The organism is Oceanospirillum linum (genome assembly GCF_001995095.2).
GTDB lineage: Bacteria > Pseudomonadota > Gammaproteobacteria > Pseudomonadales > Halomonadaceae > Oceanospirillum > Oceanospirillum linum.
The window spans coordinates 20,188-38,532 of sequence record NZ_MTSD02000005.1 but is presented as its reverse complement, the minus strand read 5'-3'; the positions used below and the strand labels follow the sequence as shown (position 1 = coordinate 38,532).

The 18,345-nt window shown below is 47.4% G+C and carries 12 protein-coding genes; 2 read left to right on the top strand and 10 right to left on the bottom strand.

Annotated elements, in window-relative coordinates:
* Positions 1-2: 2 nt before the first annotated feature.
* From BTA35_RS11805 to BTA35_RS11780, 6 genes are all read right to left on the bottom strand, one after another.
* Positions 3-1,835, bottom strand: a complete 1,833-nt coding sequence (locus BTA35_RS11805) for a DUF294 nucleotidyltransferase-like domain-containing protein (RefSeq protein ID WP_078320033.1) — start codon at positions 1,833-1,835, stop codon at positions 3-5.
* A 188-nt stretch (positions 1,836-2,023) separates the two neighbouring features.
* Entirely contained in the window at positions 2,024-2,530 is a 507-nt protein-coding gene (locus BTA35_RS11800; RefSeq protein ID WP_078320032.1) for a hypothetical protein, read from the bottom strand.
* A 99-nt stretch (positions 2,531-2,629) separates the two neighbouring features.
* The gene (locus BTA35_RS11795) at positions 2,630-4,426 is read right to left on the bottom strand and encodes a sodium:solute symporter family protein (protein ID WP_078320031.1); all 1,797 of its coding nucleotides are present in this window, start codon (positions 4,424-4,426) and stop codon (positions 2,630-2,632) included.
* A 6-nt stretch (positions 4,427-4,432) separates the two neighbouring features.
* The gene (locus BTA35_RS11790; protein ID WP_078320030.1) at positions 4,433-4,693 is read right to left on the bottom strand and encodes a DUF4212 domain-containing protein; all 261 of its coding nucleotides are present in this window, start codon (positions 4,691-4,693) and stop codon (positions 4,433-4,435) included.
* 509 nt (positions 4,694-5,202) lie between these two features.
* Positions 5,203-7,047, bottom strand: coding sequence for a sodium:solute symporter family protein (locus tag BTA35_RS11785; RefSeq protein WP_078320029.1), 1,845 nt, complete (start codon positions 7,045-7,047; stop codon positions 5,203-5,205).
* Between the two features lie 73 nt (positions 7,048-7,120).
* Complete coding sequence (locus tag BTA35_RS11780) at positions 7,121-7,375, bottom strand: DUF4212 domain-containing protein (protein WP_078320028.1); 255 nt, start codon at positions 7,373-7,375, stop codon at positions 7,121-7,123.
* A 263-nt stretch (positions 7,376-7,638) separates the two neighbouring features.
* Between BTA35_RS11780 and BTA35_RS11775 the strand changes: the two genes are divergently transcribed.
* On the top strand, positions 7,639-11,577 hold the full coding sequence (locus tag BTA35_RS11775; protein ID WP_078320027.1) for a hybrid sensor histidine kinase/response regulator: 3,939 nt from the start codon (positions 7,639-7,641) through the stop codon (positions 11,575-11,577).
* Positions 11,578-11,648: 71 nt separating this feature from the next.
* On the opposite strand, the gene BTA35_RS11770 is transcribed toward BTA35_RS11775, so the two are convergent.
* From BTA35_RS11770 to BTA35_RS11760, 3 genes are all read right to left on the bottom strand, one after another.
* Positions 11,649-12,311, bottom strand: a complete 663-nt coding sequence (locus tag BTA35_RS11770; protein ID WP_078320026.1) for a LuxR C-terminal-related transcriptional regulator — start codon at positions 12,309-12,311, stop codon at positions 11,649-11,651.
* A gap of 162 nt (positions 12,312-12,473) precedes the next feature.
* Positions 12,474-14,423: an acetate--CoA ligase gene (gene acs / locus BTA35_RS11765; protein ID WP_078320025.1), complete on the bottom strand. Its 1,950-nt coding sequence runs from the start codon at positions 14,421-14,423 to the stop codon at positions 12,474-12,476.
* Between the two features lie 340 nt (positions 14,424-14,763).
* Positions 14,764-15,342: a SprT family zinc-dependent metalloprotease gene (locus BTA35_RS11760; protein ID WP_202931248.1), complete on the bottom strand. Its 579-nt coding sequence runs from the start codon at positions 15,340-15,342 to the stop codon at positions 14,764-14,766.
* 188 nt (positions 15,343-15,530) lie between these two features.
* Here BTA35_RS11760 and BTA35_RS11755 point away from each other — a divergent pair, with 188 nt between their 5' ends.
* Positions 15,531-16,235 carry a YecA/YgfB family protein gene (locus tag BTA35_RS11755; RefSeq protein ID WP_078320024.1) on the top strand — a complete coding sequence of 235 codons (705 nt, stop codon included), beginning with the start codon at positions 15,531-15,533 and terminating at the stop codon, positions 16,233-16,235.
* A 106-nt stretch (positions 16,236-16,341) separates the two neighbouring features.
* Here the strand turns inward: BTA35_RS11755 and BTA35_RS11750 are convergent, their stop codons facing one another.
* Complete coding sequence (locus BTA35_RS11750) at positions 16,342-18,201, bottom strand: ABC transporter ATP-binding protein (protein ID WP_338013011.1); 1,860 nt, start codon at positions 18,199-18,201, stop codon at positions 16,342-16,344.
* Positions 18,202-18,345 lie beyond the last annotated feature (144 nt).

Below are 18,345 nucleotides of genomic sequence, written 5' to 3'. Positions count from 1 at the left end.
GTTTATCCTTCAAGGTGATAGCGATGTGACATTCTTGATTTAAACTCTTTCACCATATGCAGCGCTTCACGGAGCAGGTCACGGTCAAGTTTATTAAGACTCACGGCACTTACCATATTACTCTCACCTGGCGGGGCCTGACCGATTTCGACCTTAAGCTGCTGTTGCAAACGCAGCGAACTTAGCACGACCAAGGCCTCTGCTAAGTCGTCTGCAAACTTGCGCTTCATCACTCGCTTTTCAACTAAGGCATCAATACGCTGAAAAGTGTTGGTCTCTTTTATCTTAAATTGCAGTGCCATCGTTCGAATACCGTGAACAATCGGGAAAATGCCACCTTTTTTAATATCCATACCATCAGAATTTTTCAGACCACCAAAGAAGGTTAATGGCGTACTGAAACGGCGTAAGGGCATAGCAAAATAGGAGTAGAAAACCTCGTTACCTTCCAAAGAATGGAACAGAGTGTCACGCAGGCGACTGAACAAGCGAGCATCACCAGCTACTGCATGGGCATCAACAAAAATAGCGAGATTCATCAGGCCGGTTCCTTCAACAGAACTGCTCCACTGGCTCAATGTTTTTCGCCACTCCGACTCTTTCATAACCCACTCAGGGTTCGAAACCATGATATTGCCGGGACAAAGCGGGTAACCAAAATCCAGTAATGTATTCGTAAACTTATCCATCACCTGGCTACACTCCTGCCAGTCGAGGTCGTCTGCTATGATCAGAGCATTATCCTGATCGGTCTTTAATACCTGTTCACCACGACCTTCACTACCCATGACGAGCAAGCAAGTTTTTTTACGAATCTCTTCGGGGACTAATTGCTCGTAGGCTTTAGCAATAATGCGACCATTTAGTGCTGCTAAAAGATCCATCGCGAAGCGAATCTTAACCCCTTGAGCTACAAGGCCATTGATCAGCTCTGTTGTCCCTTTAGCGGCCCGGGCAAGCTCTTCAAGATTACCAGCTCGTTCAATCTGCAGACCAATCACATGAGATTGGCTGGAGAAAAAGCTCAGCACATCCGTCAGCTCAACCAAGCCAGCTAATTTGTTATGATCAAAAACGACCACACGCTGAATCTTATGACGTGTCATCAGAACTAGGGCATTAAACAGAAAATCATCAGCCTGAACCGTCAGTAGGTCATAGCTGGCCAGGTCGCAGATATCACTCTCGAGCCCCATATCCTGCAGCACCACACCTTCAAGCAGATCTGTGCGGGTTACCATGCCATATTGAGAGTTTTTATGGACCAATAAACAATCTGAGTGCTGCTCACGCATGGTACGTGTTGCCTCGAGAATTGTTGTACCAGACTGCAAAATAACCGCTTCGCGCAGGACAGAATCAGCAACCTTAGCCATCATAAAAGAAGACATGTCACCGTTGCCCAGTTTTTCACTGCGGCGCCGTTCCAGTAAGCGTGCCTTTTCTGCCAGAGTATTCTGAAAATAAGCCGCAAAAGGCTCATTGCTGTGCATCAGGCCGAGAAATATCTCTTTTGGTAGTAGCCAGGCAATCGTTCCTTCAACTGTCTTGAATGTATAACGGCTGGAGCCGTTAATAATACTTATCGCGCCAAACAGATCGTCATGGGCATACTCCCGGATCACACCGCCGTCCGGCTCAGATTCTTTTGTCAGATCCAGTTCAACAACAGCACCTTTCAGTACAACAAAAACAGACTCGCTCACCTGTCCGGCATCAATGACAATTTCATCTTTACCGAAATAGCCAATATCCAGGCGGGATACCAGCTTTTCCTGCTCTTCCGTACTGAGCAAATCAAAAGGCGGATGAGAGAGGTCAAACTCATTGCTCATAGATTTTTATCCTTGTTATCAGAGCCAAAGATTCTGAAAGCGGATAGGCAAGCAGTGAAGGGATATACGCCCGAACCACAGGCCTGCCAGCGCATTCGGTAACTTTGTGTTATTAACCGAATCTAGCAGACCCATCGGTCAGCTGTAAGCCTGACTTTAGTATCAGGCTTTAAAGAGAGAGGGAATCGTTAACGGCAAACCTGAAGCAATAACTCATTATCCTGAGTGAGAACCTGACGCTTCTCCAGGTCCAGTACTCTTTTTTCATTCATAGGCAGGAGATCACGAGTATCACAGTTAAGTACATAAGCCTGAGCTTTAACGCGATCAACATGCTGTTTCTCAAAACGATAAAGCATGAACTCAGAAATTATCTGATTATCAATAGAACGTGGCTGAATACTGCCTGCATCCAAAACGGTAAAGGCTGTTGTCATCGGAATCATATATGTCCATGGTCGCCATAGGCTTCCCGGAGCTTCTGAAGCAACCACAACAGAGTTCTCGGGTAAGCTCGCTGTTTTATGGTCAAACCAGTCGTATTCAGTATGAACCTGGTAAGCCAACATTCCAACACCAGCAAAAACTGGAATAATCCACTTCGGCAAACGTTGGCGGCTGACTTTCCTGAGAAACAGAGCGATACCCGCACAAGCAACACCCACAACAAACGCAGCAATTAAGTGCCAAATCATAAAACCCTTCCTTAAAATAAGTCGGGCTTCCTTAAAAGGAAGCCCGCTTTGCTTTCTTATACCCTTGCAAATTGTAAACCTGCCCGAGCTGAAGAGCTATTAGTGATCAACTGCCTCACCAGCACCTTTAGGGAAACGTACACTTTCTACCATTTCCTGAATTTCTGCTGGTGGTTTCTCAGTAGCACCTGAAACAATAAAGGCTGTTGCAAAGTTGATCAAAGCACCAATTGCACCAAAGGACAGAGGGGAGATACCCAGAATCCAATGCTCAGCAGTATCCGGCAAGGTGTTAGTACCTGGGATAAACAACCAACCTTTGTAGGTAAAGATGTAAACCAGAGTTGTAATCAGACCTGCCAACATACCTGCAACTGCACCTTTGTTATTCATGGTAACAGAGAAGATACCCATCATAAGAACAGGGAAGATCGAAGCCGCGGCGATACCAAATGCCAGTGCTACCGTCTGTGCAGCGAAGCCAGGAGGGTTCAGACCCAGCCAGGTTGCTACCAGAATAGCTGCAGCCATAGAGATACGAGCGGCCAGCATTTCACCTTTTTCAGTGATGTTTGGATTGATCGTTTTCTTGATCAAATCGTGACTGATTGCCGCAGAGATTGCCAATAACAGACCTGCAGCTGTTGACAGTGCCGCAGCGATACCACCGGCAGCGATCAGACCAATAACCCAACCCGGAAGTTGTGCAATCTCAGGGTTAGCCAGTACCAGAATATCGTTATTTACGTTCAGCTCATTACCGTTCCAGCCACGCGCTTCAGCAGTATTGTTGAAGTCTGCGTTTTTGTCATTGTAGAACTGAATACGACCATCGTTATTCTTATCTTCGTACTTGATCAGACCCGTTTCTTCCCAGGTTTTCATCCACTCAGGACGTTCTGAGAACAGAATTGGATTCTGCATTGCCTGCTCATAGCTTTCCTGTTTCGCCGCAGCTTCAGGATAAACCGTTGTGATCAGGTTCAGACGAGCCATAGATGCAACAGCAGGCGCTGTCAGGTACAGCAGAGCGATAAAGATCAGCGCCCAGCCCGCAGACCAACGTGCATCAGCAACTTTAGGCACAGTGAAGAAACGGATAATTACGTGTGGCAGACCTGCAGTACCGAACATCAGCGACAGAGTAAACAGAACCATGTTCAGTTTATTGTCCACATCTGCGGTATAGCTGCTAAAGCCCAGCTCAGTAACAACCGTGTTCAGTTTTTCCAGAAGAGGTACGCCGGATTCAACGTGAGTGCCGAACATACCAAACATAGGGATCGGATTACCGGTCAGCTGCATCGCGATGAAGATCGCAGGAATGGTGTAAGCAATAATCAGTACAACGTACTGAGCTACCTGAGTATAGGTAATGCCTTTCATACCACCGAATACTGCGTACAGGAATACGATCAGAGCCGCAATCCAGATACCGGCATCGTTGGAAACTTCCAGGAAGCGGGAGAATGCAACACCGGCACCACTCATCTGCCCGATTACATAAGTAACGGAAGCAACAATCAGACAGATTACAGCTAAGGTACGGGCTGTACTGCTGTAGAAACGATCACCAATAAAGTCAGGAACAGTGAACTTACCAAATTTACGCAGGTAAGGAGCCAGAAGCATCGCCAGCAGTACATAACCACCCGTCCAGCCCATCAGGAAGGAAGATGCAAAATAGCCTTTAGAGGCCAGCAGACCAGCCATGGAGATAAATGATGCAGCAGACATCCAGTCAGCTGCTGTTGCCATACCATTGGCAACAGGGTGTACGCCGCCGCCAGCGACGTAGAACTCTTTTGTTGAGCCCGCTCGGGCCCAGATGGCAATACCGATGTAGAGTGCAAAAGATGCCCCTACAAACAGAATATTAATTGCAAATTGACTCATGCTTCCTTACTCCCCAAGGCCAAATTTTTCATCAAGTTTGTTCATCTTCCATGCGTAATGGAAAATGATACCGATAAAGGAAATAATTGACCCCTGCTGGGCAAACCAGAAACCTAAGTCCGTGCCACCAACAGGAATGCCAGCCAGCAATGGACGAAGAAGAATTGCAAACCCATAGGAAACTAAAGCCCAGACAATCAGACTTCCAAAGATCAGACGCAAGTTCGCCGACCAGTATTCAGCAGCATTGCTTTTACTATCTGCCATAGTGATGCTCTCCGTTTATTGTTATATAAGAGTTCAGGATATAAAGCCTGAGAATCATGAGGCGCCAGCAGCAAGTAAAGATCAACGGCACTCGTTGCCATTTGAAATAACCGATACAAGCTTTTTGCTGTGCCCTCATTTTATTGTTATGAAAATTCCAGCTCTTCAGGCCTAATTGATTTTCAAAAATATCCTCTGCAATGTAATCCCCGACATTAGTAGTAGAGTGATCATGGCATTACCAGAAAACCAACAAAATCCTTATAAAACATATAGATAGATAAAAGTTTAGATATCGGGAAATAAGCTTTTTTTTGCCTTCTAACATAAAGGTCTAATAGGTTTAATACCCTAAAAACCGAGCCATAAAACCAAATGGTCATACTTTGATCAAATCTGGCCAGAGCAATCAATATTCAAAGGCTGAGTATTCACTCACATTGCTGCATTGCATATAAAAAGGGTGAACAAACGTTCACCCTTAATCTCTAACAATTATATAAATCTGTCTATCTCGGCTCCTGGGCATGAACTCTGCCTGCACTCCTTGGAATACGAATATCATCAACCATTGCCTGAACTTCTTCTGGCGGGCGGGGCGTCACTCTGGATACCACAAAAGCCACGGTAAAATTCATCAACATTCCCAGTGTCCCAAACCCTTCCGGAGAAATCCCCATGAATAGATCTTCTTTCGCACCACCCATGAACTTGAAATAAACGATATAAGCCATGGTTGAAAGAAGGCCAACCAACATACCTGCAATAGCACCCTCTTTGTTCATACGTTTAAAGAAGATCCCCATAAAGATTACCGGAAAAAAGCTCGCTGCAGCCAAACCAAATGCAAGGGCTACTGTAGCAGCAACATAGCCCGGAGGATTCAGGCCAAAATATCCGGCAATACATATGGCTGCCACAGAGGCCATACGAGCAGCCACCAGCTCCTGCCTTTCATTAATTTCCGGCAATAGGGTTTTTTTAAGTAAGTCGTGGGAAATAGCCGTCGATATTACCAGTAACAGACCTGCGGCAGTGGAAAGTGCAGCAGCAACAGCGCCAGCAGCGACCAGGGCAATCACCCAATCAGGCAGGCTGGCCACTTCAGGGTTTGCAAGTACCATAATATCCCGGTCAACGAATACTTCATTAGCATAGGGTTGAATGCCCGGGTCAAACCCAGGGGAAGCTTCAGTGTCAATCAATGGGTTCTCAGTTAAACGCTGACCAAACTCACCGTATTTATCGGTCAGCACGGGCTTACCGTCCATAAAAGCATCACCGGCTGCATACTGAACCTTGCCATCACCATTTCTATCATTCCAGGCGACAAGCCCGGACTGCTCCCAGTTTTTAAACCATGAAGGCATATCAGAATAAGAAACACCATCGCCCTGCTCTCCATTCAGGGTATTAATCAGGTTGAGCTGCCCAATGGCCCCCACAGCAGGCACTGTCAAATATAAGACAGCAATAAACATCAAAGCCCAGCCTGCAGAAGAACGGGCATCACGGACGTTTGGCACCGTGAAAAAGCGGACAATAACATGGGGTAAACCTGCGGTACCGGCCATCAGCGCCGCTGTAATGAAGAAGGTATCAATGGTTGTCCGGGTGCCTGTTGTGTATTCATGAAACCCCAGGTCCTGCACAACCTCGTCCAGCACAAAAAGCACCGGCTTACCGGCCCATACCGGATTAACCGACTCTAAAACCGTAGCGCCCAACCCGGTCTGAGGTAAAACATGACCGGTTACTTGCATCACCAGAAATACTGCAGGAACTGTGTAAGCAAAAATCAAAATACAGTACTGGGCCACCTGTGTATAAGTAATACCTTTCATCCCCCCCATAACCGCATAGAAAAACACAATAACCATGCCGATCAGCACGCCAGTATCAATATCTACATGAAGAAAGCGTGAAAAAACAATTCCAGTGCCACGCATCTGGCCGGCGATATAGGTAAATGAAATAAAGATGACACAGATAACCGCAAGGGTACGGGCTGTATTAGAGTAATAACGGTCACCGATAAAGTCAGGCACAGTAAACTTGCCAAACTTTCGCAGATAGGGGGCTAATAATAGTGCCAGCATCACATAGCCACCCGTCCACCCCATCAGGTAACCAGAGGCATCGTAGCCAGAAAAAGAGACAATGCCTGCCAGTGAGATAAATGAGGCAGCAGACATCCAGTCAGCAGCTGTTGCCATGCCGTTCGCAGCAGGGTGAACACCGCCACCAGCCACATAAAACTCTTTCGTGGAGCCTGCCCGGGCCCAAATGGCGATACCGATATAAAGGGTGAATGACAGGCCGACAAATAAGTAGGTAAGTACATCAAGGCTCATGACGAAAAGTTTCCTCTGAATGCTTTTTTATTGTTCTGGACTTGCAGTAGACGCGGAATGCTTCGTCAGGCGTTCATTCATGTACATCATATTTCTTGTCGAGCTTATTCATACTTCGCGCGTACATCACCAGTAATGCCAGAAAAATAAAAATAGAGCCTTGCTGAGCAAACCAGAAGCCCATTTTGAAGCCAAAGAAATGTATTTTATTCAGAGCATCGACAAACAAAATGCCGCAGCCATAAGAAGCTACAAACCAGATGATCAGGTAGCGAATAATCAAACTGATATTCTCACGCCAATATGCAATCGCCTGCTCTTCTTTCATGGGTTAACCTTTTTGTTATTTAGATTTTTTTATTATTGGTACAAACCAGTCCATAGGACAATCTAACAAATCTGAGTTTTTTAACCCCTTTACTTTAGTCTTAATCGGCCGGGCAAACTGACCCTAAATCACAGATCTGATACGAAAGAATGCTGCCAATTTAGCCAGTTCCCCCGCTGATTGATTGCCGGCCTCATATTTGCCTTGAAGCCTGATGTCAGCTACATGACAATATTGGTTCATTTTTCATCAGGTGATCGGGTATGTTCCAAGGCTGGATATTAGTGACTATCTCACTGATCTACATTGCAATTCTTTTCTCTATAGCCTGGTGGGGAGACGCAAAAGCAAAGCGTAGCAAAGCACGCCTGACATCCCGCCGTCCTTTTGTCTATAGCCTGGCTCTTGGTGTTTACTGCACCTCCTGGACCTTCTATGGCACCGTAGGGCAAGCCACCCATAGTAGCTGGACCTACCTGAGCATCTTTCTTGGTCCGATTATTATGTACGTATTGTTTTCAGGGCTCATCCGAAAAATCATCAGGGTCAGCAAAAAGCAGAACATCACCTCCATCGCTGACTTTATCTCATCCCGTTATGGAAAAACCCAGAGTCTGGCTATTCTTGTTACTCTGATTGCCCTCGTGGGAACGCTGCCCTATATCGCTCTACAACTAAAAGCTGTCACGATGTCGTACAACGTCATTACCAGCTATCCAGCCCCAATGACGAATAACAGCGTTGAGTTTTTTAGCGATACCGGTTTCTATGTCGCTATTATGATGGCCATTTTTGCCATTATCTTCGGTACACGGAATGTGGATGCAACAGAGCACCATGATGGCCTTGTTCTGGCCATCGCGTTCGAATCTATCATCAAATTACTGGCTTTTATCGTTGTCGGTGCTTCCATCACCTACGGTATGTTTAATGGTTTTAATGACCTCCTGACTCATGCCCGCTACTATCTTGAAATTGAGAAAGAACTCAATAAAGATCCCATCAGTAACGGTTTCTTAGCCCAAACACTTCTCGCAATGCTGGCGATTCTCTGTCTGCCCCGACAATTTCATATGGCCGTGGTGGAAAATACCCACGTTGAGGATGCCCGGACATCGCGCTGGGTATTTCCTGCGTACCTGGTCGCTATCTCCTTTTTTGTCTTGCCGATTGCAGCCGCAGGTCTGCTTATTTTCCCCGATGGAACCGTTGAGCCCGATACCTTTGTGCTGACGCTACCGATGGCCGCACAACAAGGCGGATTAACTCTTCTTGCCTTTATTGGTGGTTTTTCTGCCGCCACCAGCATGGTCATTTTGGCAACAATCGCCATCAGTATCATGGTATCCAATGACATTGTAATCCCACTACTGCTGAAGTTTCGATGGAATGGCAACACCTCTCATCACGACTTTGGTCAACTGGTACTAAGAATCCGGCGGATCACCATTATTGGTGTGCTGGCCCTGGCTTATCTGACTTATCTGGCAATTGCCGAATTCAATTCACTGGCCGCTACCGGGTTACTCTCTTTTGCCGCAGTGGCACAATTTGGCCCAGCACTGATTGGAGGCATGTACTGGAAACGAGGAAACCGATACGGAGCCCTAGTGGGCATGAGTAGTGGCATTCTCATTTGGGCATATACCATGCTGTTACCCAGCCTGGCGAATGCTGGATGGCTTGAGTCCAACATATTTATCGATGGCCCTATGGGGATATATTGGCTAAGGCCTGAGGCACTGTTCGGTGCTAACCTGGACTTTCTGACCCACGGTGTAGCCTTCAGCCTAGGCATCAACCTGATACTGTATATAGCCGTCTCAAACATCACCCGGCAACGGGTGATTGACCGGATTCAGGCTTCAGCATTTATCGACAGTATTGATACGCGAAATACCAAGTCTGCCCGACCCTGGATGGGCTCAACCTCCGTGGGAGACCTGATGGCGTTGTGTGAACGCTTCCTTGAGCCGGAAGCGGTCGATAAAGCCTTCTCTGATTATTTTCTGCGTAATAATAAAGAATCTTTCCGACCGGATGATCGAGCCAGCATCGAAGTTATTCAGTTTACGGAACGACTTCTTACCGGTGTACTGGGGGCGTCGTCTGCCCGCATCGTGATTAACTCAGCACTTCAGGGTAAAGAGATTCAGATCAGCGATGTTATCTCCATTGTGGATGAAGCCTCCCAGGTTCTCGAATTCAACCGTGCCCTGCTGCAGGCCACGATTGAAAATGTCAGCCAGGGTATCTCCGTGGTCGACCACAACCTGAGGCTCGTCGTCTGGAATCAACACTATCTCGACCTGTTCAATTTCCCGGACAACCTCATTCGCGTCGGCGAACCCATCGAGAATATATTTCGCTTTAATGCTCAAACCGGAGAGTATGGGCTCGGTGACCCAGAGGATCAGGTTCAGCAGCTTCTGGATAATATTCGCTATGGCGAGCCCCACCGCTATATTCGCTACCGTAAAGACGGAACCGTCCTGGATGTAGAAGGCAACCCCATGCCGGGTGGTGGCTTTGTTTATACCTATCAGGATATAACCCAGCAAAAGCAAACAGAAGAAGCGCTGATTCAGAGTGAAAATAACATTAGGATTTATACAGATAATGTCCCCGCTTTGATCGCATACTTTGACACAGAGTTACGCTACCTATTCACCAATAAGGCTTATGAAGAAGCCATGAGCGTAGACCGGACAACAATTATCGGTCAGCCCATCTACAAGGTACTCTCTCTGACCCAGTACGAAGCACGCCGCCCTTATATCGAACGGGTGTTACAGGGCGAACGTACTATTTTTGAACTGGAACATATTCTGGATAACGGCCGTATGCGCTATGGCCTCGTCACCTACACGCCCCATAAAAATGATCAGGGAGAGATTCTTGGTTTCTTCTCTCTTTATCAGGATATTACCGAACGCCGTAAGGCAGAAATTGCCTTAAAAGAAACCAATGAAACACTGGAAGAACGTGTAAAAGAGCGCACACAGGAACTGTCTGACCTCAATCAGGACCTGATGCAGGCAAAACAAACCTCAGAACAAGCCAACGCCTCCAAAACCCGATTCTTAGCAGCGGCATCCCACGACCTGCTTCAGCCCCTGAATGCCGCACGCCTGTTCACTTCAGCATTAGCTCATCAGGTAAAAGAGGAAAATCCTGACCAATATCGCATGACCCGTAATATCGACAGCTCGCTGAAAGCTGCCGAAGAACTGCTCAGTACCCTACTGGATATATCTAAATTAGATGCTGGTGCACTGCAACCCAATATCAGTACTTTTTACCTGGCAGATATTCTTAAGCCTCTTAAGGCGGAGTTCGGTGTTACGGCTAATGATCGTGGCCTGCAATTCAGCACGGTCGGAAGTCAGGTCATTGTCCGCAGTGACAGTCAAATGCTGAGAAGAATTGTCCAGAACTTCTTATCAAATTCTGCTCGTTACACTCAGCATGGAAAAATCTTATTGGGTTGCCGGAGAATTAAAAACGGTGTCCGAATAGAGGTCTGGGACACAGGCCCAGGCATCCCTGAAGAGAAACTCTCTGAAATTTTCCAGGAGTTTAAACGTCTTGACCATCCTGAACGTCACAATAAAGAGGGTGAAAAAGGCCTTGGGCTGGGACTCTCAATTGCCGAGCGCATGAGTCGAGTGCTGGATCACAAACTTCAGGTTAGATCATGGCCCGGTGAAGGCACTGTATTTAGCGTAGAGGTTCCCTTAGGTAAGTCTGAAGATCTGCCAAAAGAACAGAACGAAAATGCTCAGCTCCCCACGAAACGTCAGCGCAATAACCCATTGGCTGGATTGCATATTCTCTGCATAGATAACGAGCCCCTGATCCTGGAGGGCATGGAAGCGATGCTCAGTAATTGGGACTGTCGCGTGAGTAAAGCCACAACCATTGGTGGAGCAAAATCAGCCATCCGAAACTCAGGCATACCGGATATTGTCCTGGCAGACTATCATCTGGATAACGATGTAACCGGCGTCATGGCTCTGTCAGCGCTTAACGAAGCAAGGCATGAACAGATTCCCGGTATTATGATTACAGCTGACAGAACTGAAGCCGTCGCAGAAGAGATCAAGCGGGAGGGCTACACCTTACTGCATAAACCTCTTAAGCCAGCGCCACTCAGAGCTATGGTTACCCGTATTCTAAAAAGCCAAAAACTGAAAAATTGACAGAGAACGCATGAAAAAGCCGCTAAAAAACAGCGGCTTTCATCAGTAGGGGTCTGTAGGGGTTACAGCGCTTAATCAGCAACCTTCGGCGGCTCAACCTCAAGCTGCTTAGCTGCAATCACCGCCTGAGTACGACTGTGCACACCTAATTTACGCAAAATAGCCGTTACATGCGCCTTAATAGTTGCTTCAGAAACATTAAGCTCATAGGCAATCTGCTTATTCAGCAAACCTTCAGTAAGCATATTCAGTACACGGAACTGCTGCGGAGTCAGTGTTGAGAGTGCTTCAGCAAAACGGGCCTGTTCTTCACTGACTTCACTCAGTGTTTCAGAGATCTCAGGCGGAAGCCACACTTCACCATTGAGCACTTCTTCAATCGCTTCAGCGATGGTCTCCAATGAAGACGATTTAGGAATAAAGCCGGATGAGCCAAAATCAATCGCTCGCTGAATCACGATAGGCTCTTCAGTACCAGATACAACAATCACGGGAATAGCAGGACACTGCCCCCGCAGAAAAACCAAACCAGAGAAACCATGCGCTCCAGGCATATGCAGATCCAACAGGATAAGGTCTGCATCGGAATTGTTACTGGCTGCGGTCTGCACAGCCTCCATATCTTCGGCCTCAACAATCTCGGCTTCAGGTGCTACCTGTTTTACCGCTTGCTGCAGCGCGGCACGAAATAATGGATGATCGTCAGCAATAATGATCTTCTGTGCTAATGCCATTAATCTCCTCCAACTCCCTGCTAATCTTATATTTTTTCACTCTTATTTGCTGATCAATAATACCTTATTGTTGACACTTTTGCCTGCAAAAAAAAACTCCCATGTGCTAATCACACGGGAGCTTTTCGTCTTTTCGCCTACAAAAGTCGTGAATCGAAGCGATTAACGGTTCAGGCGGGACTCAATCAGATTATCGACAACACCTGGATCAGCCAGCGTTGAGGTATCCCCTAAGCCATCACACTCATTCGCAGCAATCTTGCGCAGAATACGGCGCATAATCTTGCCGGAACGTGTTTTAGGCAGGCCATCGGAGAACTGAATCAGATCAGGAGTCGCAATTGGGCCGATCTCTTTACGAACCCATTTCACCAGCTCTTTACGCAGATCTTCAGACTCATCAACACCATCATTCAATGTAATGTAAATGTAGATACCCTGACCTTTAATCTCATGGGGATAGCCCACAACAGCAGCCTCGGCAACATCTTTGTGTGCGACCATAGCACTTTCAATTTCAGCCGTGCCCATACGGTGACCGGATACATTCAGAACATCATCAACACGGCCGGTAATCCAGAAATAACCATCTTCATCACGGCGTGCGCCATCACCAGTAAAATATGTACCAGGATAAGTGCTGAAATAAGTCTGAACGAAACGTTCATGATCACCCCAGATAGTACGAGCCTGACCCGGCCAGCTATCCTGGAGAATCAAACCACCCTCTGTCGCGCCTTCCAGCTCAGTTCCCTGACCATCAACCAACGCAGGCTGAACACCAAAGAACGGCAGTGTTGCAGAGCCCGGTTTCAAATCCGTTGCTCCCGGCAGAGGAGAGATCAGAATCCCACCGGTTTCGGTCTGCCACCAGGTATCAACAATTGGGCAGTTACCGTTACCGATATTTTTGTGATACCACTCCCAGGCTTCAGGGTTAATAGGCTCACCCACAGAACCCAGCAGACGTAAAGAATCACGCTTACTATCGCCCATAACGTCATCGCCCTGGGCCATTAATGCACGAACTGCAGTCGGTGCCGTGTATAAAATATTGACGTTGTGTTTATCAACCACATCACCAAAGCGGCTGTGAGATGGATATGAAGGCACGCCTTCAAACATCAGCGTGGTCGCACCATTCGCAAGTGGGCCGTAAACAATATAACTATGACCTGTAATCCAGCCTACATCAGCGGTACACCAGTAAACATCACCCTCTTTGTAATCAAAGATATATTGGTGAGTCATGGATGCGCAGACCATGTAACCACCGGTCGTATGCTTGAGGCCTTTAGGCGCACCGGTGGAGCCGGAGGTGTACAGAATAAACAGAGGATCTTCTGCCCCCATCTCCTCCGGAGGACAAATATCAGAAGCCCCTTCATAGATGTCGTGATACCAGACATCCCGGTGATCATGCCATGCAATATCGCCGCCGGTGCATTGCACCACAACGACTTTTTCAACGGTCTTAACTTGTGGGTTAGTCAGCGCTTCATCCACATTTTCTTTCAGAGGAACCGCTTTACCACCCCGACGCCCCTGATCAGCAGTGATCACAATACGGGAGTCAGAGTTAATGATACGCCCGGCAATTGCATCGGGGGAGAAGCCACCAAATACAACGGAGTGAACGGCACCGATACGGGCACAGGCCAGCATCGCAACAGCCGCCTCGGGGATCATAGGCATATAGATAGTCACCACATCCCCTTTACGAACACCCTGACTTTTCAGTGCGTTCGAGAACTTACATACACGGGTGTACAAGTCACGATAAGTAATATTCTCAGATTGCTCAGGGTTGTCACCCTCCCAGATAATAGCAACCTGATCACCGCGGGTTTCCAGGTGGCGATCCAGACAGTTAGCGCTGGCATTCAGGGTACCATCTTCAAACCAGTTGATATCAACATTGTGAGTATCAAAGCTTACATTCTTAACTTTGCTGAAAGGCTTCATCCAGTCAATGCGCTGACCGTGTTCAGCCCAGAATGCATCTGGCTGTTCAACAGACTGTTTATACATCTCTTCATACTTCGCCTTATTGATCAAAGCATTTGAAGCCACGTCTGCTGGAACTGGGTACACTTTTTGTTGTTCGCTCATCTAAATCCTGCCTCTGTGCCTGTGAAGAAAAGAAGTTCCGGGCGCTTTATTTTTATGATGCGGAGGTTTAAAAAAATAACCCCACCCGGAATACATATTCGATGCAAAGTTATACTGGGCTGAGAGACGTGAAAACATTAGACCTTGGTAGCACTATTTTTTCCTTAAAAATCAACTACTTATAAATGTATTTTTCTTTTGTGACCATATAGCCATTTCCGGTTTCATTTTCTCGCAGGTGCACAACAAGCTTTCATTCGACTTTCGGGTCATAAAGTCATCTGCTTGAAAGGGCAAAGCTGGCCGTGATAACGGCCCGTACAAATGGGCTCGATAAGTTTCAGGCGTTGCTTTCCGGCTTCCTTTCTTCTTTAAAGGTCAGCTCTTTCCGGCAAGTACGGCATAAATACTTGATTCCCTGAGCAATTTTATTGTGACGACGAATCGTCAACCCATGGGCCCGCCCAGGACAACCACAGTGATAGATATAATTCTGTTTCGCAGTTTTAGTCACATCATATTGATGGGTTGTTTTAGCAGGGACTCCTAATACCTGCTCCATAACAGCCTGCCACTCCCGTCCATGGGGTTTAATCCGATGTCCAAACTCACGAAAAGCAACCAAGTGCGCCAACTCATGCGGTACTACATTGAGCATAAAATCCTGATAGTTTTCTGACATAAGGGCTAAATTGAATCTGAGCTTCCAGAGCTGAAGATAAGCCTGTCCGGCACACTTTCCTCTCAGGCTCAGGTCCAGCTCTGGCAACGGATAAGTTTTCCCGAAGTAGGTTTCCACCTTTTCCATCCAATAGATCAGACCAAAACGCAGCGCAACTTCCGCCTGAACTTTATCTCCTGGGTCGGGGCATACCGGCAATGCCCGAGAGTGTTTTTTCAATAATATTTCTGCTTGCACACAGTATCCTTGGCCATAGCTATTTTCTGAAGAAACATAAAATGGTCGCAGCTTGTCGATAAAATCTCAATTGCCTGCTAGCGGTCATCTATGACATTGGTACAATGGGCGTCATTTAATGGTCCTGGGTCTGAGCTCTATATTTTACGCAGAAGCTTTTTACCGGACCTCCCAGTTCAGAGGTAGTTATGAAAGAAGAGTCTATCCCAGTAGCCGTTATCGATGATGCTACCCTGGATCAGCTGTATGATTTTCTGGAATCAGATCAGGTTGACCCTGAAGCACTGGACATTATCGGCCTGCATGGTTTTATGGTAGCGCTGGCGGTATGCCCAGACCCGGTCCCAACCGGTGAGTGGCTACCGGTTGCGTTTAACGGCATGCCAAAGTTCTCCAGCTCAGACTCCGGAGCATTTAACGAAGAAACCGTCATCGGCTGGCTGGAAAGCATGCTGGAACATACCCGTACTGTACTGTACCGTGGCCAAACCATCGAGCTGCCTTTTGAGCCGGAGCTGGAGCAAGACGAAGTACTGGATGATAGCGAAATCAGTGCATGGTGCGCCGGTTTTGTTGAGGCTGTCATGATGCGCGAGGAAGTATGGTTTGGGCAGCATGAACAGGATGCCGCAGAACTGCTGCTGCCCTTTATGGCAATCTCCTGTCTGTTCCCGGATGAGGAACTTGACGATATTGTTGCCGACCTGGACACGACGAACCGTTTAGCAGCTCAGCTACCAGAAATTCTGGTGGACCTCTATCTGCTGTTCCACGCACCAGCAGAAAAGCCTTCCTCTTTTCCTGGCAAAAAGGGTGCAAAGGGCAGCGCGGGTAAAAGCGGCAATGGCAAAGGCGGTCAAGGGAAAAACCGCCGCAGCGGTAAGCGTAAATAAACCGGCCGGTCTCAGATTGAGCCTTTAACAACGCACAAAAAAGAGCGAGGCCTCATTACCTCTGCTCTTTTCTGTCACCTATTTTTGTATCAGCCACCCACCCTGATCAATGCTGCTGACGCTGGCCATAAAGCTTATGGTAGACCCCTTGCTGTTTCAGCAGCTCATCATGACGCCCCTCCTCAATGATTCTCCCATCATCAAAGACATAAACCCGGTCTGCTTGCTTCACTGCGCTTAACCGGTGGGCGATAATAAGTGTGGTGCGCTCCTTCAGAAACGCCGCCATAGCCTCATGCAGACGGGCCTCGGTTTCCGTATCCAATGCTGAGGTAGCCTCATCCAGGATCACCACTTTCGGATCAGTCAGTATCATACGGGCAATTGCCAATCGTTGTTTCTGTCCCCCGGATAGACGTAACCCTTTCTGTCCAACCAAGGTATCCAGCCCACCCTCCAGTTGCTCAACAAAGGATTTCAGCTGAGCGATCTCCAGTGCCTGCCAAAGCTTCTGATCGGATTGTTCACGCCCCAGTGTAAGATTATCTCTGACCGTGCCATTAAACATGGCTGGGTGTTGCAACACCGTCGCGACATGATTGCGTACCGGCAACAGCCCAATAGTCTCAATAGGGGCATCATCGTAAAATACCTGACCGGACTCAGGCTGATACAACCCCAGAAGAGCCTGTACCAATGTTGACTTCCCACCACCACTGGTCCCTACCAAAGCAACCTTTTCACCGGGATGAATATCAAGATTCACGCCCCGAAGCACAGGCTCATTATCGCCATACCTCAGATGCAGGTCTCTAATACTAATACCGGTTGTTACCTTGCCGGAAAAAGGGTCATTCACTTCAGGGTAGTCAGGCTCCTGCTGCAACTTCAACAAATCATTAAGACGGCCAGTAGCCGCTTTGGCAGCAAACCAGGCATACTGAATCCCCAATACCTCCTGTACCGGGCCCATCATAAACCAAAGATACCCAAATACTGCCAGCATTTGCCCAACTGAAAGATCCGAATAAAGCACCATTAGCATCGAAAGTGCGCGGAATATATCGAAACCAAAAAGAAAGACCAGAAAACTCAACCGGCTGACAGCATCGCTTTTCCATTCAAAGTTGGCGGAGTGCTCTTTAACATCAAACGCCTTGCGTACCAGGCGCTTGATGTAATGTTCTTCACGATTACTGCTTCTCAGTTGCTGCACAACATCTAACGTTTCTCCCAAAGCTGACTGGAAGGCTTCAAAGGCGGTATTTTGTGTCTTCTTCAGTCGCTTCACATGTTTTCCCAGCCGCATAGTTACCCAAACCACAACCGGGTTAAGCAGTAAAATAAAAAGCGCCAGCTGCCAGTGCATCCAGAAAAGAATCACTGCGGCACCTATCAGTGAAAGAAAAGCCACTACAAAGCGACTGACAGAGCTACTGATGAAGCGGTCAATCGTGTCAACGTCCGTCACCAGATGAGAGGCCACAGAACCGGCTCCAAGATGCTCATATTCTGACATAGAGATCCGCTGCAGATGGCCCAGCAGGCGCTTTCGCAGCATAAACACAATCTCTTTTGAGATCAGAGTGAATTGACGGGTCTGCCAAACATTCAGCACCAAGGCCGCTGCACGCATCAAAACCGTCGCCACAAGAACCACAACAATATAAGCCGCAGGCAACTGCCAGTCCTGGGGCAAAAGATCATTAATCGTTGCTGTAATCTGCCCGGGCTGGTTGAGTAATACCTCATCCACAAGCAGAGGGATCAAAAGCGGTAAAGGTACACTGAATAACGTCGCTGCAATCGCGATCAGGTTCGCCAATATCAGGGATTTTTTATGTTGCCTGATGACCTGCCAAAGGGATTGCGGAGTAATCTCCTGCTGCATAAGAGAGCCGGCACTGTCATCAGACATCGTACATAATTCAACGGTGTTATCTGTTTTGATCGACTCAGATTTCAAGTCAAAACTCCCATTTAATCCGGGTGGGCTACTTCATGTAATGAGTAGCAAATATTGAAAAGCCGCCCCATAGCCCGAAAACAAACTTTGTATCTCCAATTCAAGCTTGGTGCGCCTAATCAGTTATAATCTGTTTAAGCTAGG